Genomic DNA, 13,798 nt, shown 5'->3' on the forward strand with positions numbered 1-13,798 from the left:
GGCCTCCTGTCGGGTTCCTACAGTTCGTGGCCCCGGTCAGTCCGCCATACCGGGTGCGTGAGCCGACAGCCCTTCGGCACGAGCGGTCTCGAGCATCCTGCGGTCATAGGTCACCAGGACGGTCAGGTCGTCCCGGAGGGAGAGCGCACTGGCCACGTGAACCGCATCCAAGGTCCTCAGGCGCCCGACCAGCAGAGCCGCCGCATCTCGCACCTCTCGCGTGAGGAGAATTTCGGTGATCCGGGCGTCCAGGTCCTCCAGGGCCTTGGGGAAGTGCCCCATGAGGTCCAGAGTCCGTACGGTCTCCACGAAACCGAGCGTGCTGGTGGCCAGCGGTTCCGTGGCCCGCTCCTGCAGGAAAACGTCCAGCGCGCCCCAGTGACTACGTCGGGTCATCCAGGTGACCAGTGCGGACGTGTCCATATAGATCAACGGTCGTCCTCTTCACGCTCGGCCAGCAGGAGCGCAACCGGATCGACGTCTTCTGGCACCTCGTAGTGCGGCATGCTGTGGCGCTCGGCGGCGGTGACCGGCTTCAGCTTGATCTTCCCCTGCGCCACCAGGTGCGCGTACCGCTCCATCGGGCTGCCGGCCGGTGACAGTATCGCGATGACGTTGCCGTGCCGGGTGACCTCGATCGCCTCGCCCTTCTCGACCCGGGCGAACACCGCGCTGGGGTTGTACGAGAACTCGCGGACGGAAATGGTGCTCATACCGCGCCCCCCTCAGAGCAGGCAGGTTGTGCGTACATATCCAAGAGTGTACCTACATTCAGCCCGCCGTGCTCGCCTTCAGAGGGTGCCGCTGTCACGCGCGATGTCGACCGACTCGGCCAGGGCGTCGATGTCCGCGGCCAGGTCCCGCCAGGGGCGGGAGAGGTCGACGACGTGTCGCCAGATCCTCAGCCGCTCTTCCCCCACCGGTACCTCCACGACCCCGGGCCTGCCGGAGGCGTAGACGAGGTGTCCCTCGGTGAGACCGAGGCGTACGCAGTAGGCGGTCATCTGGTAGAGGTCGTCCCGCTGGGGCTTGGTCTTGAACTTGGCGTCGAGGATCACGGCCTGGCGGAGCGCCCCGTCCCGTGGCGACGGCAGGTAGTGGACCAGGTCCGGCTTGAGCACGTGCCTGCCGGCGGTGTCGAGGGAGAAGTTCCGGTCCTGCGGCTCGGGTCTGCCGCCGACGCGGTGGCGCAGCGCCTCCCCGACGGCTCGGGCGAGATAGGCCTCGAAGAGCCGCCACATGGTGACCAGCATCCCGTCCACGGCGATCTCCCGGCCGTCGCCGAGTTCGTACGAGGCACCGCGCAGGACGAGTTCCGCCAGGGCGAGGGCGTGCGCGTAGCGGGCGTTGCGTCGGTCGGGCGTCCAGCGGGGGGCGGGGGCGCCCGAGGGCAGCACGCGCACTCCGTCCAGGCGGGCAGTGAGGCGTTGAAGGGCGGCGCGTGGCGCGGGATCGATGCCGGGCACGCGGAGGAGGCGGCGGGCGGCGGCAAGGAGAAGGCGGTTCTCCGGTATGTCGGGGGTGTGGTCGTCGTAGACGACCTCCAGGGGCACGGGTACGCCCGGTCTGCGGCGGAGCTGGTCGGCGTGGCGGATGCGGCCCCGGACGACAGGCAGCGTGTCGTGCGTCTCCCGGTAGTCGTGAAGGACTCCGTGTTCCAGAGCACGGTCCGCGGCGGAGACGAAGGCGTGCGCGAGGGCGGGGAGGAGGTCGGGACGGGGGTCGGCGGCGACGGGGCGCGGGTCGAACGCGACGCGGTCGGGGGCGTACGAGATCAGGTGCAGGAGCCGGTCGACGGGCACCTTGGGGCTGATGGTCAGCTGGACCGTGCCGTCGCCGGCTCCGAGGCGGACGGAGCCCACCCGGTCCTTGGCCTTCAGTCGCCAGCGGGTGGCCGTCTCCGGATGCATCTGGAGGAGCCGGTCCTGCTCGGCGAGCGTGGCGACCTGCGCCGGGGTCAGGGTCCATACGGTCCAGCCGGCGCCCTCCGCGAGACCGACGCGCAGGGCGGCGTCGCGGCAGTGACGAGGCTGAGTACGGCGGGCGGTCACTGGTTCGCGGAGTCGTCCGCGCTGTCGGCGGAACCCGCGTTCGCGGGCGGCGGGATGTTCAGTCGTGCGCGCAGGGCGGGGAGGCCGTAGACCGCCTCCACGTCGGTTCCGTCGCCCCAGTGGTGCTCGGTGAGGAGCGGGATGATCTGGGTCTTCCACAGTCGTTCGAGGGCGCCGTCTCCCGTGTGGGCGAGATCCTGCATGAAGTACGAGGGGCCGACGCGGAACGAGCGGTCCCCGGGGCTGCCGTCGGCGAGGAGGCGGTTGATCTCGTCGAGGAGGCGGACGTGGGAGTCGTCGTACGCGTCCGGGTCCCCGCCCTGTTCCTCCGTCCGCTTGCGCAGCCAGGAGTCCAGCAGTCCGGCGACCGGCGGGGTGTCGGGGTGCAGTTCCATGAAGGAGAAGCGGCGGCGCATGGCCGCGTCCATGTACGCCACCGACCGGTCGACGGTGTTCATGGTGCCGAGGATGTACAGGTAGGGCGGGAGACGGAAACCCGGCCGTCGTCGGAGCCGTAGAGCAGGTGGACGCGCTCGTTGCGGTACTCCAGGAAGAAGTACAGCTCACCGAAGATCTTCGCCAGGTGGCCGCGGTTTATCTCGTCGACGACCAGGACGAACACCTCGGCAGGGCGCCGTTCCGCCTCGTCGGCGAGCTTGCGCAGCGGGCCCCGGACCAGGTCGTAGGCAAGCCCGCTGCCCGCGTCGCCGTCCGGGCCGCCGCCCGGACGCGGGCGGATGCCCTCGAAGAAGTCCTCGTAGGAATAGGCGGGGTGGAACTGGACGAGGCGTACGTTCGTGGCGCTGGAGGCGCCGGCCAGATGGCGGGCGAGGGCGAGCGCCGTGTACGTCTTCCCGGTGCCGGGCGGCCCGTGGAAGATCAGCTGCGGGGTGGCGCGGAGGAGTTCGACGCAGTCCTGGAGCCAGGTGGTGTCGGGCATGAGAAGCGCCTCGGCCAGTTCGGAGGTGGCGTCGGGCAGGACGGCCGGGCCGGTGGGCAGCGAGGCGGTGCGCGGCATGTCGCCGATCAGGGCGAGGACGGTCTCGGCGTACTCGGTGGGCTCCAGGGCCTGGGAGTCCGCGTCCTGGACGACACTGGAGAGGCCGGAGGGCAGGTCCTTGAGGAAGTCCAGGGGCTTGTTCAGGTTGCGCCAGTCCACGGGGCGCTCCAGCCGCTCCGCGCCGTGGACCGCCGGGCCGTCGACCACGCCGACGTACGTCTCGAAGCCGTCGGTGGACAGCACGATGTCGCCCTTGCGCATGCGGTTGAGGAAGGCGTCGAGTTCCCGGGCGACGGCCTCCCTGCGCGCGGGGCCGGTGGCGGGGAGTGCCGTTTCGATGGCCCGGCGGACACCGTCCAGGTTGTGGGCCGCCGCGGTCGGGGGCGGGAAACCGGTGTCGAGGGTGACCTTCGAGTCGTCGCGCCAGGGTCCCCGGACGAAGGGCACGCCGGTGGCGGCGTCCACGCCCCGGACGATCCAGAGCTGGCGGGGGGGGGCGCCTCGTCCGCCGCAGTCGCAGTCTCTTCCAGCGACTGCTTGGCGGCCGCCAGCGCCTCCTCCACGGGCATCTCGTGCTCGGCGAGGACGGGCAGGCAGGAGCGGGACTGCCCGTGCTGCCCCACGAGCGCGACCAGTGGCGTTCCTGCTCGACGAGGAAGGAGTCCTCGACGCCGGCCGCAGCAGCCTGGACACCGTTCGTGCCTTACCCGACCGGCGGTCCGGTAGCGCCGGCCCGCCTCCAGGGAGAAATCGACCGGGTCGGGAAAGTGGTCAAGGGCGTCAGCACCGACCCCCGTCAGCTGCCAGCGGCGTTGAGCGTACGGGGTGACGGCCAAGCTCAGTCCAGGCCGACCGGGGTGAAGCGTGCGCCGGCCGCAGGCGGGGAGTCGGGCATTGCCTGCGCCCAGTCGTCCCTCAGCCCCGGGCTCCGGGCGAAAACCCGTTCCCACAGCTCCCCGAAGGCCATGCCGTCCTGGGGCGCGTCCTCGCGCAGGACGGTGGCGGCTGTGTGCAGGGCCTGGGCGACGACGGTCGTGACGCTGGGCACGGCGTCCAATCTTCGCAGGGATCGGGGTGACCGGGCTGTCGTCGGGGCCGTTCGTCTGGAATCGGGTGCCGCAGCACCTCGTGGACGATCGGCACGATGTAGGTCAGGCTCTTGCCCGAGCCGGTCCCCGTGGTCAACACGTACGAGCGTCCGCGGTCGGCCATGAGGATGGCCTCGCGCTGGTGCCGGTGGAGGGAGAGGGTGCGGCTGCCCGGGTCGTCCGGGTGCTTCTTGTGCCGGAAGTACTCCTGGCACATCGGGTGCAGCAGACCCTCGTCACACAGCGAGGCGACCGTTCCACCGCTGCGGAAGGTGGGGTTCAGCGCGAGTTCGGGGTCGGGCCAGCGGGTCTTGCGTTCTCGCTCGTCGGCAAGGTGACGCTCGATGTCCGGGTCTCGTACGGCTACGAGGGAACTGGTGAACGCCTCGTACTCCGCGATGAGGTCATGGTGGACACCGAAAACGTCCATGGGTCGGTCGGCCCCCTTGATCACTTGCCTCTACCTGATCGCGTGCCGCGTCCTCGACACAGATCCCCACCAGAAGCGGACCACGCAACTGATCCACCTTACTTCCCCGCCCCCCTCCTCTCGTCGGCTATTCGCTGTCCTCGTCTCCCTTCGTGGGGGGACCTCGTGGGGCACTGCGTGGTTCACTGCCTCCGATGGTCACCACAGACAAGCCCCCGAAGGGACGTCCACCCGTGCCCCATGAAGTCGATCAGTCGTTCCTCGCCCTGCCGCTACGCGCTCTCGCCGACGCCGCGCTCGCCCGGGCGCGGGCGCTCGGGGCGGAGCACGCGGACTTCCGTCTGGAGCGGGTGCGCAGCGCCTCCTGGCGGCTGAGGGACGCCAAGCCCGCCGGTTCGTCGGACACCACCGACCTCGGGTACGCGGTGCGGGTGGTGCACGGCGGCACCTGGGGCTTCGCGTCCGGCGTGGACCTCACCCTCGACGCCGCCGCGAAGGTCGCCTCCCAGGCGGTGGCCATGGCGAAGCTGTCCGCGCAGGTGATCAAGGCGGCCGGGAGCGAGGTGGGGGCACCTCCCACGCCTTTCGGGCAGTGGGGGAGCGTGGAGCTGGCCGACGAGCCGGTGCACGCCGACAAGACCTGGGTGTCGTCCTACGAGATCGACCCGTTCACCGTGCCCGACGAGGAGAAGGCCGGGCTGCTGGCCGAGTGGAGCCGGCGCCTGCTCGCGGCGAACGGCGTGGACCATGTGGACGCCTCGCTGCTCACCGTGCACGAGAACAAGTTCTACGCGGACACCGCCGGGACCGTGACCACGCAGCAGCGCGTGCGGCTGCACCCGGTGCTGACGGCGGTGTCCGTCGACGAGTCCAGCGGCGAGTTCGACTCCATGCGCACCCTCGCGCCGCCGGCCGGACGCGGCTGGGAGTACCTGACGGGCACCGGCTGGGACTGGGACGACGAGCTGGCCCGGATCCCCGAGCTGCTCGCCGAGAAGATGCGCGCGCCGAGCGTGGAGCCGGGGCTGTACGACCTGGTGGTGGACCCGTCCAACCTGTGGCTCACCATCCACGAGTCCATCGGGCACGCCACCGAGCTGGACCGCGCCCTCGGCTACGAGGCCGCCTACGCGGGCACCTCGTTCGCCACCTTCGACCAGCTCGGCAAGCTGAGGTACGGCTCCGAGCTGATGAACGTCACCGGCGACCGCACCGCCGAGCACGGCCTGGCGACCGTCGGCTACGACGACGAGGGCGTCGAGGCGCAGTCCTGGGACCTGGTGAAGGACGGCACGCTGGTCGGCTACCAGCTGGACCGGCGGATCGCGAAGCTGACCGGGTTCGAGCGGTCCAACGGGTGCGCGTTCGCCGACTCCCCCGGCCATGTGCCGGTGCAGCGCATGGCCAACGTGTCGCTGCGTCCCGACCCGGCCGGGATGTCGACGGAGGACCTGATCGGGTCGGTCGACCGCGGCATCTACGTGGTCGGCGACCGGTCGTGGTCCATCGACATGCAGCGCTACAACTTCCAGTTCACCGGGCAGCGCTTCTACCGCATCGAGAACGGCCGGCTGGCCGGCCAGCTGAAGGACGTCGCCTACCAGGCCACGACCACCGACTTCTGGGGCTCCATGGCCGCCGTCGGCGGTCCGCAGACGTACGTCCTGGGCGGCGCCTTCAACTGCGGCAAGGCCCAGCCGGGCCAGGTCGCGGCGGTCTCGCACGGCTGCCCGTCCGCCCTGTTCAAGGGAGTCAACATCCTCAACACCACGCAGGAGGCCGGGCGATGAGCGCGCGCACCACCAAGCCGCACGAGATCGTCGAGCGTGCCCTCGAGCTGTCCCGGTCCGACGGCTGTGTCGTGATCGCCGACGAGCACTCCTCCGCCAACCTCCGCTGGGCGGGCAACGCGCTCACCACGAACGGGGTGACCCGCGGGCGCACCCTCACCGTGATCGCCACGGTGGACGGGGCCCAGGGGACGGCCTCCGGGGTGGTGTCGCGGTCCGCGGTGACCGTGGACGAACTGGAGCCGCTGGTGCGGGCCGCCGAGGCCGCCGCCCGCGGCGCCGGTCCGGCCGAGGACGCGCAGCCGCTCGTGACGGGCGTGGACCCGTCTCCCGAGTTCACCGAGGCGCCCGCGGAGACGACCTCCGCGGTGTTCGCCGACTTCGCCCCGGCGCTGGGCGAGGCGTTCGCGCGGGCACGGGCCGGCGGGCGTGAGCTGTACGGCTTCGCCAACCACGAGATGGTCTCCACCTACCTGGGCACGTCGACGGGGCTGCGGCTGCGGCACGACCAGCCGAACGGCACCCTGGAGATCAACGCCAAGTCCCCGGACCGCACCCGGTCGGCGTGGGCGGGCCGCTCCACCCGCGACTTCAAGGACGTCGACCCGGCCGCGCTGGACGCCGAGCTGGCCGTACGGCTCGGCTGGGCGGAGCGGCGGCTGGAGCTGCCGGCGGGGCGCTACGAGACGCTGCTGCCGCCGACGGCGGTGGCGGACCTGCTGATCTACCAGTTCTGGTCGGCGTCCGGGCGGGACGCGGCGGAGGGCCGCACGGTGTTCTCCAAGCCGGGCGGCGGCACCCGCGTCGGCGAGCGGCTGACCGAGCTGCCGCTGACGCTGCGCAGCGACCCGCACGAGCCGGGTCTGGAGTCGGCGCCGTTCGTGATCGCGCACTCCTCCGGCGGCGACCAGTCGGTGTTCGACAACGGGCTGCCGCTGTCGGCGACGGACTGGGTGCGCGAGGGCGAGCTGCACCGGCTGACCACCAGCCGGCACAGCGCGGGCCTGACCGGCCTGCCGACCGCGCCGGCCGTCGACAACCTGATCCTGGACGGCGGCGAGGACCGCTCCCTGGAGGAGATGGTCGCCGCCACCGAGCGGGGGTTGCTGCTGACGTGCCTGTGGTACATCCGCGAGGTGGACCCGGCGACGCTGCTGCTCACGGGGCTGACCAGGGACGGCGTGTACCTGGTGGAGAACGGCGAGGTCACCGGTGAGGTGAACAACTTCCGGTTCAACGAGTCGCCGGTGGGCCTGCTGGGCCGGGCGGCCGAGGCGGGCCGTACGGAGAAGACGCTCCCCCGGGAGTGGAGCGACTGGTTCACCCGGGCCGCGATGCCCGCGCTGCGCATCCCCGATTTCAATATGAGCTCGGTCAGCCGGGGCGTATAACCTCGTAGACGTTCGCAGCAGGCCGTCACCCGTACGGCCGCAGATCACCGAGGAGACACGAGAACCGTGACGGACATCGTCGACGAGCTGAAGTGGCGCGGGCTGTTCGCCCAGTCCACTGACGAGGACGCTTTGCGCAAGGCGCTCGCGGACGGTCCCGTCACGTTCTATTGCGGCTTCGACCCGACCGCGCCGTCGCTGCACGTGGGGCACCTGGTGCAGGTGCTCACCGTGCGCCGGCTCCAGCAGGCCGGCCACCGGCCGCTGGCGCTGGTGGGCGGCGCGACCGGGCAGATCGGCGACCCGCGGCCGACGGCCGAGCGCACGCTGAACTCGCCGGAGACCGTCGCGGGCTGGGTGGAGCGGCTGCGCAGCCAGATCGAGCCGTTCCTGTCCTTCGAGGGCGAGAACGCGGCCGTGATGGTCAACAACCTCGACTGGACGGCGAACCTGTCCGCGATCGAGTTCCTGCGGGACATCGGCAAGCACTTCCGCGTCAACAAGATGCTGACGAAGGACTCCGTCGCCCGGCGTCTGGAGTCCTCCGAGGGCATCAGCTACACGGAGTTCAGCTACCAGCTGCTCCAGGCGATGGACTTCCTCCAGCTGTACCGCCGCTACGGCTGCACGCTGCAGCAGGGCGGCAGCGACCAGTGGGGCAATCTCACGGCCGGGCTCGACCTGATCCACCGCCTTGAGCCGGACGCCACGGTCCACGCCTTCGCGACGCCGCTGATGACCAAGGCGGACGGCACCAAGTTCGGCAAGACCGAGGGCGGCGCCGTCTGGCTGGACCCGGAGATGACCACGCCGTACGCGTTCTACCAGTTCTGGCTGAACGTGGACGACCGGGACATCTCGGGCTACATGCGGATCCTGTCCTTCAAGTCCCGTGAGGAGCTGGAGGAGCTGGAGCGGCAGACGGCAGAGCGTCCGCAGGCGCGTGCCGCGCAGCGCGCGCTGGCGGAGGAGCTGACGACGCTGGTGCACGGCGCCGACCAGACCGCCGCCGTGATCGCCGCGTCGAAGGCGCTGTTCGGCCAGGGTGAGCTGGGCGAGCTGGACGAGCGCACGCTGGCCGCCGCGCTCTCCGAGGTGCCGCACGTGAAGGTGGCCGAGCTGGGCCCGGTGGTGGATCTCTTCGCCGAGGTCGGCCTGGTGCCCAGCAAGTCCGCCGCGCGGCGCACGGTGAAGGAGGGCGGCGCCTACGTGAACAACGTCAAGGTGGCCGCCGAGGACGCCGTCCCCGCGAAGGAGGACCTGCTGCACGGGCGCTGGCTGGTGCTGCGCCGCGGCAAGAAGAACCTGGCGGCCGTGGAGGTCGCGGCCGGCTGATCCCGCGGTGTGCGTGAGGGGCGGGTCCCGTGCGGACCCGCCCCTCACGCGTGTCCGGCGGGCCTGTCAGACCCGCTGACGTTCGTGCTTCCTGCGCTGCATGGAGTTGTAGATCATCTCCGCGAACAGCACGACGACGATGGCCGCGCCGAGCTGGAAGATGTGCCGCCCCCAGTCGATGCCCCGGGTCTCCTCGATGCCGAAGCCGCGCGCGATGGCGTTGCCGACGACGGCGCCGATCATGCCGCAGATGGTGGCGAGCCACAGCGGGAGGTGCTGCTTGCCGGGGATCACCGCCTTGGCGAGCAGGCCGAGCACGAATCCCACGATGATCGCCCACAACCAGCCCATGGCTGCCTCCTCGTACGACTTGACGCGAGCATTACGGCAAGTGTCGGCCCAGTCGCGGTACGCCGCATGTCGGACATGCCGTACGCGGGACGGCGCAGCCGGCCTGCGCGGGGCGGGGCGACCCGCTCTCGTGAGCGGCAGGTGCGCGGCGTACCGTTGGCCTTGTCCGGAAGGGTCCGATGCGGGCGGATGGTGGAATGTGATGCGGAAGCAGCGTGGCGGCGGCGCTCAGGTGTTCCGGATCACGGGCGCCCGGGCGGGCCTCCAGGAGGACGTGCGAGGGCGGCAGCGCCGGTACGTGATCTCGATGACCGTTCGCACGATCTCGGTCATCCTGGCGGCCACCCTGTGGAACGTGGAGCGGCACGTCGCGATCGTGGCGCTGGTGCTCGGGGCGGTCCTGCCCTACATCGCCGTGGTGATCGCCAACGCGGGGCGGGAGAACACGCCGTCCCTGCCGTCGACCTTCGTGACGGCCCCGATGAAGCCGATGATCGCACCGCCCCGGACGAACGACGGTCCGACGGAACCCGATGCGGAAGAAGTGCCGTCGCAGACGGCGCCGGGCGCACGATCCGAGGATCCGGGACGCTCCTGAGCAGCGAGGTGTGAGCACGGAACGCCGGGAGCGGAAGTGACTTCCCGGTCAAGCTCAAAGAAACCTCAGATCAATCATGTTCTTTCGGTGCCGGGGGCGGGGTGACCCATGACATACTTCGTACGCGCTCCGCATCCCCCGTCGGAGCGACAGACCGACGCCGGGCAGCTCCCCCCGTGGCTGCTCGGCGTCGCCTTTTCCCGGGGCGGTTCCTCCCCCCGGGACACGGGTTAGGGTCGGACGGTGATCAACCCTGACCCCGAGACGCCCATCTGCTCCGCGAAGGGCTGCCGCGCGCCCGCCGAGTGGGTGCTGGCCTGGAACAACCCGAAGATCCACACGCCGGAGCGGCGCAAGACGTGGCTGGCCTGCGAGGAGCACCGGGAACACCTGGCGCAGTTCCTCGGGGTGCGCGGCTTCCTGAAGGACGTGGTCCGCTTCGAGGAGTGGGAGGCCCCGGAGGGGGCCTGAAGCCCACGGGCGGACACCTTCTCCGCCGCGGCTGGAGCGGCCGGGCGCTCAGCCGCCGATGGCGGACATCGGGCGGTCCGGCTGGACGAAGGTCGGGTCGTCGAGGCCGGCGCCCGCCTTCTTGCCCCACATGGCGAGCTTCCAGATGCGGGCGATCTCCTCGTCGTCCGCGCCGGAGCGCAGGGCCGCCCGCAGGTCGGTCTCCTCGGTGGCGAACAGACAGGTGCGGACCTGTCCGTCGGCGGTGAGGCGGGTGCGGTCGCAGGCGGAGCAGAACGGCCGGGTGACGGAGGCGATGACGCCCACCCGGTGCGGGCCGCCGTCGACCAGCCAGCGCTCGGCGGGGGCGGAGCCGCGCTTCTCCTGCCCCTCGGGGGTCAGCTCGAAGCGGGTGCGCAGGGAGGCGAGGATGTCCCCCGCGGTGATCATGCCGTCGCGCTTCCAGCCGTGCTGGGCGTCCAGCGGCATCTGCTCGATGAAGCGCAGTTCGTAGTCGTGCTCCACGGCCCAGGCGAGCAGGTCGGGGGCCTCGTCGTCGTTGAGCCCCGTCATGAGGACCGAGTTGACCTTCACGGGCGTCAGACCGGCCTCACGGGCCGCGTGCAGGCCGTCCAGGACGTCCTGGTGGCGGTCGCGGCGGGTGAGGGTCTTGAAGACGTCGGGGCGCAGCGTGTCGAGCGAGACGTTGACCCGGTCCAGGCCGGCCGCCTTCAGCGCTGCCGCCGTGCGGCGCAGCCCGATGCCGTTGGTGGTGAGGGACATCTGCGGGCGGGGCTCGAGGGCGGCGACGCGCTCCACGATGCCGACCAGGCCGGGGCGGAGCAGGGGCTCGCCGCCGGTGAAGCGCACCTCCTCGATGCCCAGGGAGGTGACCGCGACGTCGATGAGCCGGACGATCTCGTCGTCGGTGAGCAGATCCGGCTTGGCGAGCCACTGCAGCCCCTCCTCGGGCATGCAGTACGTGCAGCGCAGGTTGCACCGGTCGGTCAGCGAGACCCGCAGGTCGGTCGCCACCCTGCCGTAGGTGTCGATGAGCACGTGGGCCCCTCCCTGTACGCCGATCACTGATGTCCGGTACCTGCGAGCGTACGTGACGCCGCCGACAACACCCAGCGACGGGAAGTGACGAGATGCCGACGGCCGCGTCGTAGGGACCTACGAGGGTCCCCGCGACGCGGCCGTCGAAGGCAGGTGACTCAGTGGGCGCCGGTGCCGGTCAGCGACCGGACCTCCAGCTCCGCGTACTTCTTGGCGTCGGGCTCCTCCTTGGACAGGACGGTGCCCAGCCAGCCCATCAGGAAGCCGAACGGGATGGAGATGATGCCCGGGTTCTTCAGCGGGAACCAGGCGAAGTCGACGTCCGGGAACATCGCCTTCGGGTCGCCGGAGACGACCGGCGAGAACAGCACCAGGCCGACGGCGACGATCAGACCGCCGTAGATCGACCACAGCGCGCCCTGGGTGGTGAACCGCTTCCAGAACAGGCTGTAGAGGATGGTCGGCAGGTTGGCGGAGGCGGCGACCGCGAAGGCCAGGGCGACCAGGCCGGCGACGTTCAGGTCGCGGGCGAGGGCGCCGAGCGCGATGGAGACGATCCCGATGAGGACGGTCGCCCAGCGGGCCGCCTTCATCTCCTCCTTCTCGGTGGCCTTCCCCTTGCGGATGACGTTGGCGTAGATGTCGTGCGCGAAGGACGACGACGAGGCCAGGGTGAGTCCCGCGACCACGGCGAGGATGGTGGCGAACGCGACCGCCGAGATGGTGGCGAGCAGGATCGCGCCCCAGGCCGAGTCGACGCCGCCGATGTGCAGGGCGAGCAGCGGCGCCGCCGTGTTGCCCGACGGGTTGGACGCGATGATCTCGTCCTGCGAGATGAGTGCCGCCGCGCCGAAGCCCAGCGCGATGGTCATCAGGTAGAAGCCGCCGATGATGCCGATGGCCCAGTTCACGGACTTACGGGCGGCCTTGGCGTTCGGCACCGTGTAGAAGCGGATCAGGATGTGCGGCAGGCCGGCGGTGCCGAGCACCAGGGCGATGCCCAGGGAGAGGAAGTCCAGCTTGGTGAGGTTGTCGGCGCCGTACTGGAGGCCGGGCTCCAGGAAGGCGTCGCCCTTGCCGCTGTTCTCGGCGGCCTTGCCCAGCAGGTCGGAGATGTTGAAGTTGAACTTCAGCAGCACCAGGAAGGTGATGAGGATCGTGCCGCCGATGAGCAGCACGGCCTTGACCATCTGCACCCAGGTGGTGCCCTTCATGCCGCCGATGGAGACGTACACGATCATCAGGACGCCGACCAGGGCGACGATGAGGACCTTCCCGGCGTCGGAGGTGATGCCGAGCAGCAGGGAGACGAGCACGCCCGCGCCCGCCATCTGGGCCAGCAGGTAGAAGATCGACACGACGATCGTGGAGGTGCCGGCCGCGGTGCGGACCGGGCGCTGGCGCATGCGGTAGGCGAGGACGTCGCCCATCGTGTAGCGGCCGGAGTTGCGCAGCGGCTCGGCGACGAGCAGCAGGGCGACGAGCCAGGCGACCAGGAAGCCGATGGAGTAGAGGAAGCCGTCGTAGCCGAAGAGGGCGATCGCGCCGGCGATGCCGAGGAAGGACGCGGCGGACATGTAGTCGCCGGAGACGGCGAGTCCGTTCTGGAAGGCGCTGAACTGCCGTCCGCCCGCGTAGAAGTCGGCGGCGTCCTTGGTCTGCCGGCCGGCCCACACGGTGATGCCGAGGGTGGCGAGGACGAACAGCGCGAACAGCGTGATGATCAGCGGCCGGTGCTCGCTGGCCTCGTTCGCGGCGAGGGTGACGTGGGTGATCGCGGGGCTCATGCGCCGCCCTCCATACGGGTCTTGATGGCCTCGGCCTTGGGGTCGAGCTTGGCGGCGGCGTGCTTGGAGTACCACCAGGCGATGAGGAAGGTGCTGACGAACTGCAGCACGCCGAAGACGAAGGCCACGTTGATGTGGCCGGCGACCTTGGTGCCCATGAAGCCGCCCGCGTAGTTGGACAGCAGCACGTACAGCAGGTACCAGACGATGAAGCCGATGGTCAGCGGAAAGGCGAACGAACGGTGCGAGCGGCGTAGTTCACCGAACTCAGCGCTCTCCTGAACCTCGGTGAACTCCTCCGGTGTGGGGAGTGCGGCTTTCTCTGTCGAGGGGGGCGGTGCTTCGGCGGCCACGGAGTCTCCTCGCGTTGCGGGTCGGTTGTTGCGTCGACGAAGGCGAGTGTCCTCGCGCTTCCTGCCCAAGGGCACGGCGCCACGCGAGGACCGGTTCAACTCGGTTCGGTTCTTT

15 protein-coding genes are annotated in these 13,798 nt (G+C 70.5%); 5 read left to right on the forward strand and 10 right to left on the reverse strand.

What is annotated here, in order from left to right:
• Window positions 1-36 precede the first annotated feature (36 nt).
• The 6 genes from AY578_RS06950 to AY578_RS06975 all read right to left on the reverse strand — a co-directional run bounded on the left by AY578_RS06950 (window position 37) and on the right by AY578_RS06975 (window position 4,099).
• Complete coding sequence (locus tag AY578_RS06950; protein ID WP_078504475.1) at window positions 37-423, reverse strand: type II toxin-antitoxin system VapC family toxin; 387 nt, start codon at window positions 421-423, stop codon at window positions 37-39.
• A gap of 5 nt (window positions 424-428) precedes the next feature.
• Window positions 429-713, reverse strand: coding sequence for a type II toxin-antitoxin system Phd/YefM family antitoxin (locus AY578_RS06955; RefSeq protein ID WP_019522103.1), 285 nt, complete (start codon window positions 711-713; stop codon window positions 429-431).
• 78 nt (window positions 714-791) lie between these two features.
• Window positions 792-2,051 (reverse strand): McrC family protein, encoded by a 1,260-nt coding sequence (locus tag AY578_RS06960; RefSeq protein WP_258902179.1) that lies wholly within the window; start codon window positions 2,049-2,051, stop codon window positions 792-794.
• Window positions 2,048-2,509: a 5-methylcytosine-specific restriction endonuclease subunit McrB gene (locus tag AY578_RS06965; protein WP_052183352.1), complete on the reverse strand. Its 462-nt coding sequence runs from the start codon at window positions 2,507-2,509 to the stop codon at window positions 2,048-2,050. The genes AY578_RS06960 and AY578_RS06965 overlap by 4 nt, the downstream gene beginning before the upstream one ends.
• Window positions 2,506-3,516: an McrB family protein gene (locus tag AY578_RS06970; protein ID WP_258902180.1), complete on the reverse strand. Its 1,011-nt coding sequence runs from the start codon at window positions 3,514-3,516 to the stop codon at window positions 2,506-2,508. The genes AY578_RS06965 and AY578_RS06970 overlap by 4 nt, the downstream gene beginning before the upstream one ends.
• Before the next feature lie 373 nt (window positions 3,517-3,889).
• Entirely contained in the window at window positions 3,890-4,099 is a 210-nt protein-coding gene (locus AY578_RS06975; protein ID WP_136239447.1) for a hypothetical protein, read from the reverse strand.
• Between the two features lie 703 nt (window positions 4,100-4,802).
• Between AY578_RS06975 and AY578_RS06980 the strand changes: the two genes are divergently transcribed.
• From AY578_RS06980 to tyrS, 3 genes are all read left to right on the forward strand, one after another.
• Window positions 4,803-6,359, forward strand: a complete 1,557-nt coding sequence (locus tag AY578_RS06980; RefSeq protein ID WP_019522106.1) for a TldD/PmbA family protein — start codon at window positions 4,803-4,805, stop codon at window positions 6,357-6,359.
• On the forward strand, window positions 6,356-7,750 hold the full coding sequence (locus tag AY578_RS06985) for a metallopeptidase TldD-related protein (RefSeq protein ID WP_028960738.1): 1,395 nt from the start codon (window positions 6,356-6,358) through the stop codon (window positions 7,748-7,750). Before AY578_RS06980 ends, AY578_RS06985 begins: the two co-directional genes overlap by 4 nt.
• A gap of 66 nt (window positions 7,751-7,816) precedes the next feature.
• Entirely contained in the window at window positions 7,817-9,085 is a 1,269-nt protein-coding gene (gene tyrS, locus AY578_RS06990) for a tyrosine--tRNA ligase (RefSeq protein WP_019522108.1), read from the forward strand.
• 66 nt (window positions 9,086-9,151) lie between these two features.
• On the opposite strand, the gene AY578_RS06995 is transcribed toward tyrS, so the two are convergent.
• A complete protein-coding gene (locus AY578_RS06995) occupies window positions 9,152-9,436 on the reverse strand; it encodes a GlsB/YeaQ/YmgE family stress response membrane protein (RefSeq protein WP_019522109.1) in 285 nt (94 codons plus the stop codon).
• Between the two features lie 202 nt (window positions 9,437-9,638).
• Here AY578_RS06995 and AY578_RS07000 point away from each other — a divergent pair, with 202 nt between their 5' ends.
• A complete protein-coding gene (locus tag AY578_RS07000) occupies window positions 9,639-10,034 on the forward strand; it encodes a DUF3099 domain-containing protein (protein WP_019522110.1) in 396 nt (131 codons plus the stop codon).
• A gap of 243 nt (window positions 10,035-10,277) precedes the next feature.
• Window positions 10,278-10,505 carry a hypothetical protein gene (locus tag AY578_RS07005; protein WP_019522111.1) on the forward strand — a complete coding sequence of 76 codons (228 nt, stop codon included), beginning with the start codon at window positions 10,278-10,280 and terminating at the stop codon, window positions 10,503-10,505.
• A 48-nt stretch (window positions 10,506-10,553) separates the two neighbouring features.
• On the opposite strand, the gene moaA is transcribed toward AY578_RS07005, so the two are convergent.
• The 3 genes from moaA to AY578_RS07020 form a co-directional block, all read right to left on the reverse strand.
• Window positions 10,554-11,543: a GTP 3',8-cyclase MoaA gene (gene moaA / locus AY578_RS07010; protein WP_136239445.1), complete on the reverse strand. Its 990-nt coding sequence runs from the start codon at window positions 11,541-11,543 to the stop codon at window positions 10,554-10,556.
• Window positions 11,544-11,701: 158 nt separating this feature from the next.
• Complete coding sequence (locus AY578_RS07015) at window positions 11,702-13,330, reverse strand: monocarboxylic acid transporter (protein WP_019522113.1); 1,629 nt, start codon at window positions 13,328-13,330, stop codon at window positions 11,702-11,704.
• Window positions 13,327-13,683 (reverse strand): DUF485 domain-containing protein, encoded by a 357-nt coding sequence (locus tag AY578_RS07020; protein WP_019522114.1) that lies wholly within the window; start codon window positions 13,681-13,683, stop codon window positions 13,327-13,329. The genes AY578_RS07015 and AY578_RS07020 overlap by 4 nt, the downstream gene beginning before the upstream one ends.
• Between the last annotated feature and the right edge of the window lie 115 nt (window positions 13,684-13,798).

The organism is Streptomyces thermocarboxydus (assembly GCF_024760485.1).
Lineage (GTDB): Bacteria > Actinomycetota > Actinomycetes > Streptomycetales > Streptomycetaceae > Streptomyces > Streptomyces cellulosae.

What these genes read in the sequence shown, in the direction of transcription:
- AY578_RS06950 (WP_078504475.1), bottom strand. Translation starts at nt 423, where the DNA reads ATGGACACGTCCGCACTGGTCACCTGGATGACCCGACGTAGTCACTGG.
- AY578_RS06955 (WP_019522103.1), bottom strand. Translation starts at nt 713, where the DNA reads ATGAGCACCATTTCCGTCCGCGAGTTCTCGTACAACCCCAGCGCGGTG.
- AY578_RS06965 (WP_052183352.1), bottom strand. Translation starts at nt 2,509, where the DNA reads ATGAACACCGTCGACCGGTCGGTGGCGTACATGGACGCGGCCATGCGC.
- AY578_RS06985 (WP_028960738.1), top strand. Translation starts at nt 6,356, where the DNA reads ATGAGCGCGCGCACCACCAAGCCGCACGAGATCGTCGAGCGTGCCCTC.
- AY578_RS06995 (WP_019522109.1), bottom strand. Translation starts at nt 9,436, where the DNA reads ATGGGCTGGTTGTGGGCGATCATCGTGGGATTCGTGCTCGGCCTGCTC.
- AY578_RS07000 (WP_019522110.1), top strand. Translation starts at nt 9,639, where the DNA reads ATGCGGAAGCAGCGTGGCGGCGGCGCTCAGGTGTTCCGGATCACGGGC.
- AY578_RS07015 (WP_019522113.1), bottom strand. Translation starts at nt 13,330, where the DNA reads ATGAGCCCCGCGATCACCCACGTCACCCTCGCCGCGAACGAGGCCAGC.